The 13,193-nt window shown below is 55.8% G+C and carries 13 protein-coding genes; 5 read left to right on the forward strand and 8 right to left on the reverse strand.

Features of this window, described 5'->3' with window-relative positions:
* Positions 1–65 precede the first annotated feature (65 nt).
* Complete coding sequence (locus H1D41_RS16170; RefSeq protein WP_228849893.1) at positions 66–620, forward strand: hypothetical protein; 555 nt, start codon at positions 66–68, stop codon at positions 618–620.
* Between the two features lie 87 nt (positions 621–707).
* Here the strand turns inward: H1D41_RS16170 and H1D41_RS16175 are convergent, their stop codons facing one another.
* From H1D41_RS16175 to H1D41_RS16205, 7 genes are all read right to left on the reverse strand, one after another.
* Positions 708–938, reverse strand: a complete 231-nt coding sequence (locus H1D41_RS16175) for a hypothetical protein (protein WP_228849894.1) — start codon at positions 936–938, stop codon at positions 708–710.
* 200 nt (positions 939–1,138) lie between these two features.
* Positions 1,139–1,429, reverse strand: a complete 291-nt coding sequence (locus H1D41_RS16180) for a 4a-hydroxytetrahydrobiopterin dehydratase (protein WP_228849895.1) — start codon at positions 1,427–1,429, stop codon at positions 1,139–1,141.
* Positions 1,416–2,603: a GNAT family N-acetyltransferase gene (locus H1D41_RS16185; RefSeq protein WP_228849896.1), complete on the reverse strand. Its 1,188-nt coding sequence runs from the start codon at positions 2,601–2,603 to the stop codon at positions 1,416–1,418. The genes H1D41_RS16180 and H1D41_RS16185 overlap by 14 nt, the downstream gene beginning before the upstream one ends.
* Positions 2,590–3,354 (reverse strand): glycerophosphodiester phosphodiesterase family protein, encoded by a 765-nt coding sequence (locus tag H1D41_RS16190; protein ID WP_228849897.1) that lies wholly within the window; start codon positions 3,352–3,354, stop codon positions 2,590–2,592. Before H1D41_RS16190 ends, H1D41_RS16185 begins: the two co-directional genes overlap by 14 nt.
* A 5-nt stretch (positions 3,355–3,359) precedes the next feature.
* Positions 3,360–3,827 carry a RidA family protein gene (locus H1D41_RS16195; RefSeq protein WP_107497382.1) on the reverse strand — a complete coding sequence of 156 codons (468 nt, stop codon included), beginning with the start codon at positions 3,825–3,827 and terminating at the stop codon, positions 3,360–3,362.
* Positions 3,828–3,942: 115 nt separating this feature from the next.
* Positions 3,943–5,262, reverse strand: a complete 1,320-nt coding sequence (locus tag H1D41_RS16200; RefSeq protein ID WP_228849898.1) for an HlyD family type I secretion periplasmic adaptor subunit — start codon at positions 5,260–5,262, stop codon at positions 3,943–3,945.
* Positions 5,259–7,010 carry a type I secretion system permease/ATPase gene (locus H1D41_RS16205; protein WP_228849899.1) on the reverse strand — a complete coding sequence of 584 codons (1,752 nt, stop codon included), beginning with the start codon at positions 7,008–7,010 and terminating at the stop codon, positions 5,259–5,261. The genes H1D41_RS16200 and H1D41_RS16205 overlap by 4 nt, the downstream gene beginning before the upstream one ends.
* 210 nt (positions 7,011–7,220) lie before the next feature.
* Between H1D41_RS16205 and H1D41_RS16210 the strand changes: the two genes are divergently transcribed.
* The 3 genes from H1D41_RS16210 to H1D41_RS16220 are packed head-to-tail and all read left to right on the forward strand — an operon-like array spanning position 7,221 to position 9,118.
* Positions 7,221–7,991, forward strand: coding sequence for an MlaA family lipoprotein (locus H1D41_RS16210; protein WP_228849900.1), 771 nt, complete (start codon positions 7,221–7,223; stop codon positions 7,989–7,991).
* Positions 7,984–8,595, forward strand: a complete 612-nt coding sequence (locus H1D41_RS16215) for an MlaC/ttg2D family ABC transporter substrate-binding protein (RefSeq protein WP_324250293.1) — start codon at positions 7,984–7,986, stop codon at positions 8,593–8,595. The genes H1D41_RS16210 and H1D41_RS16215 overlap by 8 nt, the downstream gene beginning before the upstream one ends.
* Positions 8,596–8,599: 4 nt before the next feature.
* A complete protein-coding gene (locus H1D41_RS16220) occupies positions 8,600–9,118 on the forward strand; it encodes a hypothetical protein (RefSeq protein WP_228849901.1) in 519 nt (172 codons plus the stop codon).
* A gap of 40 nt (positions 9,119–9,158) precedes the next feature.
* Here H1D41_RS16220 and H1D41_RS16225 read toward each other — a convergent pair whose 3' ends face one another.
* Entirely contained in the window at positions 9,159–11,390 is a 2,232-nt protein-coding gene (locus tag H1D41_RS16225; RefSeq protein ID WP_228849902.1) for a transglycosylase domain-containing protein, read from the reverse strand.
* A 272-nt stretch (positions 11,391–11,662) separates the two neighbouring features.
* Between H1D41_RS16225 and H1D41_RS16230 the strand changes: the two genes are divergently transcribed.
* Entirely contained in the window at positions 11,663–12,961 is a 1,299-nt protein-coding gene (locus H1D41_RS16230) for an ammonium transporter (RefSeq protein ID WP_228849903.1), read from the forward strand.
* The last annotated feature ends 232 nt before the right edge of the window (positions 12,962–13,193 follow it).

Genomic DNA, 13,193 nt, shown 5'->3' on the forward strand with positions numbered 1-13,193 from the left:
GGGTTGGCTTTACGGCGTAGCTTCCCGTTGGTATGGAGAGTTGAGTAACAGTAATAGGTCCATCAATGTTTTTTCGTACTCTTCTTGCTTTAGCTACTGCGTTTGTTCTTACGGGCTGTGAGGAAGCAAATCGCCAGGCTGAAGAACGTTCCGCTGCAAACCTTGAGCTAGCCGCAACCCATATGCCATCACTCATACAAGCAGAGTACAGGCCAGTTCTGCCCCCGTGCTTTGACTTTCTGCGCAATGGTGTTGCCCCAACCTCTCAAACGCTTCAGCGTTTGGGTTACCAGGATCGGGGGAGGATCTTCGAGTATCGGAATATCAAGGATCTTAAACAGTCAGAGACCTCAGAAGTCGTAAAACACGCCTTTTTCGATACCTATAGCTTCCGCGGAACCAACTCTTGTCGTGTGGTTTACTTTAGCAGTTTCTTCCCGGCATATTATGTTGCTGATCAAGCTCAGGCACCTGTTGAAAATCTGCTGCGTGCAAATGGTTATAGCAGAGTAGCCGGACCAGATGGAAACAGGTTCACCAAAGATGGCCTGACGGTGTCTCTTATCATTCGATATCGTGACAGTTTGACCGAGATTATTCTGCGGGGCGAAGCTGACTAAAATGTAGGGTTCAATGTTGAAGCAGTGAGTCGTATGCATAGGAAATCACAAAAAAGGCACCCAATCGGGTGCCTCTTCTTTTTCAGATCATCCCAGAAGATGTTCTTTCACTTTTTCGATCACATCTTCGGTGGAGATCCCCAGGTTCTCCAGCAGGGACATGTCGATGCCATATTCAGACAGCATCGCCGGAACTTCTGCGATGTCCAGGTCCGCCAGCGCGGACATGTCGATGCCGCTGTCTGCAATTTTTGACACGATTTCATCTGTGCCACCAAAGGCATTTACGGCTGCGCCAATCAGATCACCAAGACCCATATCGTTACTCCATTTTTTACGAAGGTTAATTTTATCTTGCGCGGAATCTGCCAGTTTCCGCACGGGATTGAAAGCCACAAAAGCGGGGAAAGCGCGCAGGCTTCTCCCCCAATCCGGCCCTGTAAAATCTTTAAACTCTCGTATTCTGAAGCTTTAAAGATTTTAAACTCTGGCATCTGACGCCTTTAAAGATTGTACATTTACCCGGCCAGCGCATCCATCTTACGGGCCAGTTTCACATCCAGTTCCGTCAGCCCGTCATGGTCATGTGTCGTCAGCGTCACATCGACCTTATTCCAGACATTCGACCATTCCGGGTGGTGCTTGTATTTCTCTGCCCAGATCGCAGTGCGGGTCATAAAACCAAAGGCATCAATGAAGTTTTTGAAGGCGTAAACTTTTGAAATCGCATCACGATCTGCATCATGCGTCCATCCATTCTGCAACAGCGGTGCCAGGTCATGCGCCCGTTCGTCTTCATTCAGTCTCATCCTGTTCCCCTTCCACAATTTTAAACGGCCCATAACTGCTGAGCACTTCGATATCCTGACCAATCGCTGCGGCCTCAGCACGGATAAACCGTTGAACTGCCTCAGAAAATCCGGCATCGCCAATCCAGTGCAGCGAATGACATTCCACCGGCAAATAGCCCCGCGCAAGCTTGTGTTCCCCCTGCGCCCCAGCCTCAACCCTTTGTAATCCCTGCGAAATCGCAAAGTCGATGGCCTGATAGTAACACAGTTCGAAATGCAGCGCAGGGTGATCTTCGACACACCCCCAATAGCGCCCGAACAGCACCTCTTTACCGATAAAATTCAGCGCCCCCGCGATGAATTTCCCATCCCGCCGCGCCAGCACCAGCAACACATCATCACGCATATCTTTTTGAATTTCATCGAAAAATTCGCGCGTCAGATAAGGCGTGCCCCATTTGCGCGCCCCCGTATCCTGATAAAACCGCCAGAAAGCATCCCAATGTTCCGGCGCAATCTGATCCCCGGTCAGCGCAATGATTTCTCCGCCAAACCCATGCGCTTGTCGCCTCTCCTTACGGATATTTTTACGCTTGCGCGAGGATAGCGCATTCAGGAAATCGTCAAAACCCGAATACCCATCATTCACCCAATGAAACTGCGTCGATTTCCGGTGCATCAACCCCATCTCAGCCCCCGCCAGGGCCTCTGCTTCGGAACAGAAAGTAACATGGCTTGAGGACAGGTGATTGTCGCTTGCAATCTTCACCATGGCTTCCGTCAGCGCGGCCTGCCCCTTTGCTTCAACCCCTTGTTTGCAAAGGAAACGCCGCCCGGTTGCCGGGGTGAACGGCACGGCGATCTGAAGCTTGGGATAGTATTGCCCGCCCGCCTGTTCATAGGCCTGGGCCCAGTTGAAATCGAAGATAAATTCGCCCTGGCTGTGGGTTTTTAAATACATCGGCGCAATCGCAATCAGCACGCCATTTTCTCGGGCCAGCAGGTAATGTGGATGCCAGCCGGTGCCTTCGCCAACGGAACCAGACACTTCAAGGGCATGCAGAAAACGATATGTCACAAAAGGATCAGCCGGGGGCATTTGCCCATCCGGATTGGCGCAAGCATCCCAGCCCTGCGGATCAATATCCGCAAGGCTTTGTGCCATGGTGATTTCGATATTATCCCGGGACATAGCCTTCAAAGGTCACGTTTTGCGCAACTTTGCGTGCCTCTGCTTCCTGTTCGGCAGAACGGATCGTCCAGCACAGCACATGTGCGCCTGCGGTTTTCAATTCCGCCACGCGGGGACGGTCCAGATCAGCGGCCTGGTGTGAGATAAAACAAGCCCCAACCCGGTCATAATCTTCTATGTTCACAAGCTCCGCCCGACGCGCGGCCGGGATCAGCTGTTCATCTTCGCCCTGCCAGTTTTCTGTGGTGATCCCGCGTGGAATGTCAGGGGCGGCCTCCGCCAGGACGGCCACAGAATGCGGGTTGAAGGACATCAGCGCCACATCGCCATCGTAGCCTTTCAGTGCCTCAGCTACAGCACGTTCAAGGCGCCCGTCCACCGGGCCCATGGCACCGTGTTGATCCTTGATTTCAATCAGCAGTGGCACGCGCCCGGCGACGAAATCCAGCATCTCGGAAAACGTCGGAATGGGTTCATCATTGCCCAGCAATGTGCGCGCCTTTGCCTCTGACAGGTCACACATCTGAATAGGGCCTGCCGTGCCGGTCAGGCGTCTCATGTCGTAGTCATGAAACACCATCGCGTCGGCGTCTTTGGTGGCCTGAACGTCCAGCTCAATCCCGTAGCCCGCATCAATCGCCGCCTGAAAAGACGCCAGAGAATTTTCAGGAATACCCGCCGCAAGGTTGTGAAACCCACGGTGGGCAATCGGGGCTTTGAGGAAAGCTTCGGGAAGGGCCGGACGTTTCATATCAGTTACTTAACCTGAAAGATGCCTTCGATTTCCACAGCCACGCCAAACGGCAGAGATGCGGCGGAAACAGCAGAACGGGAATGACGGCCGGTGTCACCCAAAACTTCGACGAAGAAATCGGATGCGCCGTTGATCACTTTCGGCTGGTCGCCAAAATCAGCGGTGGAATTCACAAAACCTGTCAGTTTCACAACTTTCACAAGGCGGGTCAGGTCGCCATCAAGGGCGGCTTTGACCTGAGACAGCAGGCTTTTTGCACAGCTTTGCGCCGCGGCTGCACCTGCTTCGGCATCCATATTTTCACCCAGTTTGCCGGTCAGGAAAGACCCGTCAGCGTTCTGGGAAATCTGGCCGGATACATACAGCATATCGCCAACCTGCACATAAGGCACATAATTCGCCGCAGGGGCCGGGCCAGCGGCCAGTGTGATACCCATTTCAGCAAGGCGGGCTTCGATCGGATTGGTCATGATACACCTGTCAGTTAACGCGTTTGTCTGGCGCGACACTGAACCGAAAACAGGCGAAAAGAAAGAGGGTATCGCGACCTCCTGGCAGAAATCGCGACTCCTTATTGTGAGGCGCTTAATCCTCGCGGAACGCCCGGTTAAAGTAATCCGAAAGAGGTTTCACAAGGTAAGTGATCGGGGTGCGATCGCTGGTGCGGATATAGGCTTCGACCGGCATCCCGGGCAACAGGGTGACATCCTGTGGCAGGCGTGCGGCTTCGCCTTCATTCAAGGCCACCTCGGCGCGGTAATAGTTCGCGCCAGTGTTTTCATCGGTAAACGCATCAGCAGAAAGTTTCGACACATACCCAAACAGTTCCGGCGTGTCCTGGGCGCTGAAGGCCGGGAAGCGCAGGGTTGCCGGTTGCTGTATATAGATCTGGTCGATGTGAATGGGTTCAATATTCACAACAAGCACCAGGGGCCGGTCCTGTGGGATCAATGCCATGACATCATCCGCCGGGCGCAACACTGCGCGGGGTGCGAAAACTTTCAGCCCATGCACAACACCTGACACAGGTGCATGCACGTCAAGACGTTGCAGGCGTTCCTGAAGGCTGGTGATCTGGGTCGTGATTGTGATCAGTTCATAGCGCAGACTGCTGATGGCCGAAATCGCATCTTCGCGGCGCTGACTGGTCAGGCTCAGGGCTTCGAGGTCAATTTCAGAAATCTGTTCGTTCGCGCGCGCAGCTGTGGCGGTGAATTCGCCGATCTGGCCCAGAAGACGGGCTTCTTCCCGTTGCAGGGCCAGAACTGTTGCGGCCTGTGATAATCCCCGGTCCAGCAGGCCTTGCTGGGTTTCCAATTCCTGGCGCAGCAGTTCAATCTGTCGATTGAGAGAGTTATGCTGGGCCGCGATCCCTTCCAGTTGCAGATTGATCTGGGTTTTACGGTTCTGCAACTGATCCAGGGTATGCTGCAACGTGGTGCGGCGGGTTTCAAACAGGGTTTCCTGACTTATCATCAACCCGCGTAGCCTGGCACTTTCTGCTGCGCCATCCATGAGTTCATCAGAAAAAACAGGGGTCTCTGCATTGTCGCGTTCGGCTTCGAACCGGGCCATGCTGGCCAGAAGTTCATACCGCTGTTCAACCTGCCCGGTCAGTTCAGATTGCAACAGAGCCGGATCAAGGCGAATCAAAAGATCGCCGCGCTGAACAAGTTCACCTTCTTCCACCAGAATTTCTTCAACCACACCGCCATCGGGATGCTGGACGGCCTGGCTTTGCTGTTCGACGCGGATCTGGCCGCTGCTGACGACGGCCCCGGCGATCTGCGTGGTAAAAGCCCAGAGACCACCGCCACCCAAAAGAATGCCAAGCGCAACCACGCCGGTGATGATCCGGCCGCGAATTGGGAAATCAACCTCATCCGGGTTGTGCTGCATCTTCATGTGACACCTCCGGGGGTGGATTTATCTTTTACGTCTTTGTGATTCTGCACCACAGCCCGCAGGACTTCGTCTTTGGGGCCAAATGCCCGCAAGTTTCCGTTTTCCAGCATCAGAAGCAGTTCACATTCCTGAATGGCTGCCGGACGGTGGGCCATAATCATTACGATTTTACCTTCTGCTTTCAAAGCTTTGATCGCATTGTTTGCGGCGACAGATCCCTCGTTATCAAGGTTCGAATTTGGTTCATCGAGGATGACAAGGGCCGGGTCACCAAACAAGGCCCGTGCCAGGCCAATACGTTGCACTTGTCCACCGGACAGGCGGCTGTTCTGCGTATCGATTTTCGTGTCATAGCCTTCCGGCAGGCTCAGGATCAGCTTGTGGGCATCTGCTTTCTGTGCGGCGGCAATCACAGCTTCCGCATCCGGGTTTTCCTGCAGGCCTGCAATGTTTTCCGCAAGCGTGCCTTCAAACAGCTCCACCCGCTGTGGCAGATACCCAATATGCAGGCCCAGATCGTCAGTGCCGTATTGATCAAGTGTTGCACCGTCCAGGCGGATCTGGCCGCCAGCCGCTTTCCAGACGCCGGAAATTGTACGGGCAAGGGATGATTTCCCTGCACCACTTGGCCCGATTACCCCGATGGCCTGGCCGGGTTTGACCTCAAAACTGACCTGACGCAGGGCGGCCTGGCTTTCCCCGGGGGGGACGACTGTAAGCTGTTTCACCTGCAGATGTGCCTTGGGTTTTGGCAACGATGTACGCGGGGCCTCCGCAGGCACCTGGCTCAGCAGAAGGGCCAGGCTATCCCAGCCCTTGCGCCCCTGCTGCACCACGGCCCAGTTTCCGATGGCCTGTTCAATCGGGGCCAGCGCGCGGCCCATCAGAATGGAACCAGCGATCATTGCACCCGGGTTCAGTTCGCCGCGCAGAACAAGAAAAGCCCCCAGCGCCAGCATGGCGGATTGCAGGAACAGGCGGATTGATTTGGTCGAGGCTGAGAAACGTGCAACCAGATCACCGGATGCCAGGGATTTGTTCAGCGCCTGTCGCCGCAACCTGTACCAACGGGTGAACGCAGTGCCCTGCATGCCAAGGCTTTGCACCATTTCCGGGTCGTTCTGCAGACTATCTGCCATACGGTTCGCCAGAATGCTGCTGGTCTGGGCCTCGATCACCGGGCGACGTGTCATGCGGGTGCTGATCAGGGTCAGGACGATCAGAAAACCGCCCCCGGTCATGGCGAGGGTGCCAAGCCATGGGTGGAAGAACCAGAGGCCGGCAAGGAATATCGGGGTGAAGGGCACGTCAAAACAGGCAGAAAGAACTGGTGAACTCAGCAGGCGCTGGACAGATTCCAGATCCTGCACGCCTCTTACCCGCTGAGGGGTGCCTTGCAGGGCAGGGCGCATGTTGGCCTGAAGCGTTGCATCAAACACCCGTTTATCCAGCGCAGACTGAAACCGTGCGCCAACCCGGCTCAGCAGGCGGCCGCGGGTGTGATCCAGAATGCCCATCAATCCATAAAGAAAGGCAACAAGGACGGTCAGTGCAATCAGCGTTTCTTCGGACCGGCTGGTCAGAACATTGCCGTAAATCTGCAACATAAAGATCGGACCGGTCAGCATCAGAAGGTTTACGAACGTGCTGAGAATGCCGACAAAAGCGAGGATTCCCCGGCTTCTGTTCAGGACTTCGCGAAGTTCCGCCGATCCGGCCTCTGTCAGTCTGCTGTCAGGCTTTGCCATGAAATCGTTGTGCCTTTTTGCTTATTGTTCGTAAAATATGAGTGAAAAGATCAAACTTCAGGTAAATTTCTGTCGCCTTGCGGCCACAACCTTTGTATCAGCACCGTTCACACCTCTCGACATTTTCGTGAAATACTTGTTTATCCGCTCTCTGACAATCACATGTCATAGTATCATGCGCCATAACAGATCAGCGACAAGGGTAATTCAGTGACCGGTATCCGCATCAAATCCCGAATTTCAAAGGTTCTGACCCTTGTCAGCACCGCTGCTTTCCTTGCCGCCTGTAGTCAGGATGGCGATGGTGTTGGCGTGCGTGATCCGCATGAAGACGCAAACCGCCGGACACATAATTTCAACCTGGCGGTCGACAAGGCAATTCTGCAGCCCGCATCCAACGCTTATGGTCGTGGGTTGTCCCGGGAAACCCGTCAGGGGGTTGGCCGTGTGGCATCAAACTTTGCCCTGCCTGGCCGCGTTGTGAACAACCTGCTGCAGCTGGACCTTGAAGGCGCAACCCGCAACTCCTTCCGCTTCCTGATCAACTCGACTCTTGGGTTTGGCGGCATCGGTGATCCGGCGGGCAATGATTTTGGCCTGGAAGAAGAAACGACTGACTTTGGTGAAACCCTGTATAAATGGGGCTTTGGCGAAGGCCGCTATGTAGAACTGCCGCTGGTTGGTCCTTCTACAGAACGCCACACTGTCGGCCGCGTGGTGGATCTTTTCACTAACCCGCTGGGCTATGCGCTTGATTCCCCGGAAAACCTGCTCAGCCCGACGGCGACAGGTCTGTCCCGCATCGGGGACCGCTATGAATACGCTTCGACCATCAATGCTTTGCTTTATGAAAGTGAAGACAGCTATGCTCAGGCACGGAACCTGTATCTGCAGAACCGCCGGTTTGAGTTGGGAATCGAAGTGACTGAAGAAGAAGTCGACGAAATTGATGCCCTGTTTGAGGAGCTTTACGGTGAATAGTTCAAAAATGACACGTCGCGGTTTTACCGCAGGCCTGATGGCCGCAACATCTGCCCTGGCTTTGCTGCCGACCGCGTCCTTCGCGCTGAATGCGCGCCAGGCGTCAGCCCTGGTGACCCAGGTTGTGGATGAAATCAATGCAATCATCAACTCTGGTCAGTCTGAACGACGCATGCTGCGCCGTTTTGAAGGTTTGTTTCAGCAATACGCCAACACCACAGTGATTGCCCTGCGTTGTCTGGGTGCGGATGCACGGTCTGCGTCTGACAGTCAGCGTCGCGCTTTTGTGGCTGCGTTTGAAGGTTATATCGCCCGCAAATATGGTCGCCGTTTCCGCGAATTTATCGGTGGTCGCATTGATGTGGAAGATTCCCGTCCGGTCAAAAGCTGGTTTGAGGTCCGCACAAACACCCAACTGCAGGGCAGCGCGCCGTTCCGCGTGGATTTCCTGGTGAAAGAGGCCGGCGGTCGCAACCTGTTCTTTGATATGGTCATTGAAGGCATCAGCCTGACCCGTGTGGAACGCGAAGAAATCGGCGCAATGCTGGACAGCCGTGGTGGTGATCTGGATCGTCTGATCGCTGATCTGCGCAACGCTGGTTAAACGCATGAAACTGACACGCCTTCTTCTGCCTCTGATGCTGTCACCTGGTCTGGCGTTTGCCGGGCCATGGGATGGCACCTATCGTCAGGGTGCGGCGGATTGCGCCCGTTTTGGTGTGGAAGGCGGGGCGATCCGGATCGAAGGCGATATGTTCTTCGGCAATGAAGCCATCTGCGAGATGCGCCAACCGGTCGAAGTCCGCAATATGAACGCCACGCTTTACGATATGTATTGCGAAGGTTACCTGGATGAAAACGGGGTCGCCCCCCAACCCTGGGAAGCCCGCACCATGATCATGCGCGCGGCGGACGGTGGCCTTTACATGGTCTGGGATGGGTTTGCGTTCCAGTTTGACAAATGCACCGCTGAAGAACTGGTTGAAGAACTGATCGGCGAACAGCCGGAAGATCCGCCGGAAGTAGTCGAAGAACCTGCTGCCCCGCCGGAAGAAACGCCGGAACCTGCATCAGGCGCGGCAGAGCTTCAGGACGCTACAGCAGAACCTGAGACAGTCACAGAATAAAGAAAAGGCCCGCGATACAGCGGGCCTTTTCTTTTTCAGATCAATTGTTCCCGAACAAACCGTTCAACAGATTGTTAATCGCACTATCCGTATTGTTGCGCCGGTTCTGACGCTGTTGACGCTGTTGTTCCTGCTGTTGGCGTCTTGCCTCTTCAGCCGCTTGGCGGGCCAATTCTTCCTGGCTGACAAGTGGTGCCGCCGGGCCGGGGTCAATCATCGGCAGCGGGCGTGGGGTCACACCTGCGGTGATGCGTGCCATGACCTCATGCCAGATGGTTGCGGGCAGACCGCCTCCAGTCACACCGCGCAGGGGTTTGTTATCATCATTGCCCATCCAGACGCCCACAACATAATCCGCGGTAAAGCCAATGAACCAGGCATCTTTCGCACCCTGTGTCGTGCCGGTCTTGCCGGCGATCTGCCAGCCATCCAGCTGCGCGCGAACCCCGGTGCCTTCCGCGACAACGCGGCTCATCATATAGGTCAGGTGTTCGGCGGCGCGTCGGGAAATCACCCGTTCACCAATGCCACCTTCCTGGGTGATCACCGGTGTGCTGTCCCCCTGCAGACGCAGTTCAACCAGGCCGTATGGTGTCACGGTTGAACCACCATTCAGGATCCCCGCATAAGCGCCGGTCATCTGCAAAAGCGTGCTTTCAGACGCGCCAAGCGCCAGGGCCGGACCTTCGGCAAGGTCACTTTGCAGGCCAAAGTCATTGGCGATCTTGCGGACATTATCGCGCCCCATAGCTTCAGAAATCCGCACCGCTGCCGTGTTCAGGGACCGCGCCAGGGCCTCTGTCAGGGTCACATTGCCATAGAAACGGTTGGTATAGTTGCGCGGGCAATAGCGGCTTGATCCCGGGATATCGATACAGAGTTCCGCATCAACCACATAGTCATTGGGTGTATAGCCCAGTTCCATCGCGGCGGCATATAGGAAAGGTTTGAACGCCGATCCGGTCTGACGATTGGCCTGGGTTGCGCGGTTAAACGCCCCGCTTGCACGCACATCCCGCCCGCCAACCATGGCCCGTACCGCGCCATCCGCGCTCATCACGACAATTGCGGCCTGGGCAGTGGACTCTGCACTGACGCGTTCCTGAAACACCAGTTGCATGGCTTCTTCGGTGGATGCCTGAATTTCCTGATCAAAGCTTGTGCGGATGATCACATCTTCCGTGGTGTTACGGGTGAAGATTTCCGGCCCGGATCGCATGACCCAATCGGCAAAATATCCCCCGGCTTCCGCAGCAGCCGCCTGGGACAGGCTGGCAGGGTTTTCAACCGCCTGCGCATGTTGTGCGTCAGACAGGTATCCCTGATCATTCATCAGCTTCAGAACCGTGGCACCCCGATCGCGGGACCGTTCCAGGTTATTCGTCGGTGCATAACGCGACGGCGCTTTCAAAAGCCCCGCCAGCATCGCAGCCTCTGCCGGGCCGACTTCATTGGCGGATTTTCCGAAATACCGCTGAGATGCCGCTTCGAACCCACGGGCACCCGCGCCCAGGAAGGCCCGGTTCATATAGATCGTCAGCACTTCTTCTTTGGTGTACCGCAATTCCAGCGCCATGGCGTAGATGGCTTCTTTCGCCTTGCGCCAGATAGACCCCTGACGGCAATCCGCTTCATAAGCGGTTTCATCTTCCCAGGTTTCCGGATCAAAAGGCACACCCAGACACAGAAGTTTTGCGGTCTGCTGTGTGATGGTTGAACCACCGTTCCCGGATAAAGGCCCGCGACCCGCCGACAGGTTGATCCGTACCGCCGAAGCAATCCCGCGTGGTGAAATCCCGAAGTGACGGTAGAAACGTTTATCCTCAGTAGCGACCACCGCATTGTGCAGATGATCAGACACGGTATCCGCCGTGATCATCCCGCCAAACTGATCGCCGCGCCAGGCAAAAACCTGACCTTCGCGATCCAGCAGCGTCACAGATCCGCGCACACGTTGATCAACCAGCACCCGGTAATCTTCGGGCAGGGTCGAGGACACATAAAACACGGCGGCAGCCAGGATAGCAAAGCAGACCAGCGACACGCGCCAGGTGATTTTCCAGATCAGACGGAAAAGCCAGATAAACGGCAGCATCAGGATCCCCAGCAAACGCCGGATTGGCCCGCGTGGTTTGTTCGCCCGGCGCTTTGTCGTCTTGCGTGCCTGCCGCTTCGGGGCAGCCTTGCGCTGTGCCGGTTTGGCCGCACTGTCGGAATAGCGCCGCTCTGCCACGATCCGCCGCCCGCCTGTACCTGTGTTCTTACCGCTCATATCTATATCCGCTTATGCGTTTTGTCTTGGTTTACAACAGTGGGGGCAGGCATGCACGTTTTATCACGAATCACCGATAGGAGTGGCGATTTTACGGTTGCCTGCAATTTCCCCGTTGTGCCCGCAATTCAGGCATAGCTGGTCAGCAAGCGGGCAATCAGGGGAATTTTGCACCAGGACTCCCTGCCAGACACTGTCCTTTCAAGATCGGGATTTCCCATGCTGCATCTGCACAATCCGCGCCATACCGCGACAAGACATGAGGAAAACAGATGCTCCGCTTACTCCTTCCCACGCTTCTGATCAGCGCCACACCCGCGCTGGCCCAGGAGGCAGCACAGCCCGACACTGGCTTTATTTTCACAACCTTCATGTTCCTGGTCTCAGGCATGCTGGTGTTCTGGATGGCGGCGGGGTTTGCCATGCTGGAAGCCGGGCTTGTGCGTTCGAAAAACGTGACCATGCAGCTGACAAAAAACATCGCTTTGTTTTCCATCGCGGCCATTGCTTATTACGCCATTGGATACGGCGTGATGTACCCGGGCGATGCCTGGTTGATCGACGGGGTCTTCGGCACATTTGCCCCGGCCGTTCTTGAACCCGTCGGGCTGGAAGGCGCAACACCGGATCTGGCCTATGCTTCTGTTGGGTCTGACTTCTTCTTTCAGTTGATGTTCTGCGCCACCACCGCGTCAATCGTGTCCGGTGCCATGGCGGAACGTGTGAAACTCTGGCCGTTCCTGGCCTTTGTCACCGTGCTGGTCGCCCTGATCTACCCGATTGAGGCCAGTTGGAAATGGGGCGGCGGGTTCCTTGATGGCCTGGGGTTTCAGGATTTTGCGGGCTCTACCCTTGTGCATTCCGCCGGTGGCTGGGCTGCGCTGACAGGTGCAATCATCCTTGGGCCGCGTATTGGCAAATACAAAGCCGGTCGCGTGCATCCAATGCCCGGTTCAGCCCTGGCACTGGCCGCCCTTGGGACGTTTATCCTGTGGATGGGCTGGTTCGGCTTTAACGGTGGGTCACAGCTTGCGATGAATGACGCTGCCAATGTGGCGGACATCGGCCGGATTTTTGCCAACACCAATGCAGCTGCGGCAGGTGGTGCGGTTGCGGTGCTTCTGCTGACCCAGCTTCTGTATAAAAAGCCAGATCTGACCATGATCCTGAATGGTGCGCTGGCGGGTCTTGTGGCGATTACCGCCGAGCCTCTGACACCAGGCCTTGGTCAGGCGACGCTGATCGGCGCTGTGGGCGGTGTGATTGTTGTTTTCACCGTGCCTCTGCTGGATCGCCTGCAGATTGACGATGTGGTGGGTGCAATTCCAGTTCACCTGTTCGCCGGCATCTGGGGGACGCTGGCAGTGGTTCTGACCAATCCGGGGGCAACGCTGATGGCGCAGTTGACCGGAATTGTGGTGATCGGTGTTTTTGTCACCCTGGCCTCAACCGCTGTCTGGCTGATCCTGCGCGCAACTGTAGGTTTGCGTGTTGATGAAGAGGCAGAGATCAACGGTCTCGACGTTAGTGAACTGGGCATGGAGGCCTGGCCAGAGTTCGCGAAGGGTTGAATGTGTGAATGAAAATGGAAGGTTCGCCAGCGTTGGCGGGCCTTTCTGTTTTCGTGGAAGGGCGTAATATATGTCTTGACCCTTGAGGCGTTGACGGAGCACTTCACCGGAAAACCGGAAAACCGGAAAACCGGAAAACCGGAAAACCGGAAAACCGGAAAACCGGAAAACCGGAAAACCGGAAAACCGGAAAACCGGAAAACCGGAAAACCGGAAAACCGGAAAACCGGAA

Origin of the sequence: Halocynthiibacter styelae (genome assembly GCF_016123485.1) — a bacterium.
GTDB classification, from domain to species: domain Bacteria; phylum Pseudomonadota; class Alphaproteobacteria; order Rhodobacterales; family Rhodobacteraceae; genus Halocynthiibacter; species Halocynthiibacter styelae.

Coding starts and splice junctions, on each gene's coding strand:
- H1D41_RS16170 (WP_228849893.1), top strand. CDS start 66: ATGTTTTTTCGTACTCTTCTTGCTTTAGCTACTGCGTTTGTTCTTACG.
- H1D41_RS16175 (WP_228849894.1), bottom strand. CDS start 938: ATGGGTCTTGGTGATCTGATTGGCGCAGCCGTAAATGCCTTTGGTGGC.
- H1D41_RS16180 (WP_228849895.1), bottom strand. CDS start 1,429: ATGAGACTGAATGAAGACGAACGGGCGCATGACCTGGCACCGCTGTTG.
- H1D41_RS16185 (WP_228849896.1), bottom strand. CDS start 2,603: ATGTCCCGGGATAATATCGAAATCACCATGGCACAAAGCCTTGCGGAT.
- H1D41_RS16190 (WP_228849897.1), bottom strand. CDS start 3,354: ATGAAACGTCCGGCCCTTCCCGAAGCTTTCCTCAAAGCCCCGATTGCC.
- H1D41_RS16195 (WP_107497382.1), bottom strand. CDS start 3,827: ATGACCAATCCGATCGAAGCCCGCCTTGCTGAAATGGGTATCACACTG.
- H1D41_RS16200 (WP_228849898.1), bottom strand. CDS start 5,262: ATGAAGATGCAGCACAACCCGGATGAGGTTGATTTCCCAATTCGCGGC.
- H1D41_RS16205 (WP_228849899.1), bottom strand. CDS start 7,010: ATGGCAAAGCCTGACAGCAGACTGACAGAGGCCGGATCGGCGGAACTT.
- H1D41_RS16220 (WP_228849901.1), top strand. CDS start 8,600: ATGAAACTGACACGCCTTCTTCTGCCTCTGATGCTGTCACCTGGTCTG.
- H1D41_RS16225 (WP_228849902.1), bottom strand. CDS start 11,390: ATGAGCGGTAAGAACACAGGTACAGGCGGGCGGCGGATCGTGGCAGAG.
- H1D41_RS16230 (WP_228849903.1), top strand. CDS start 11,663: ATGCTCCGCTTACTCCTTCCCACGCTTCTGATCAGCGCCACACCCGCG.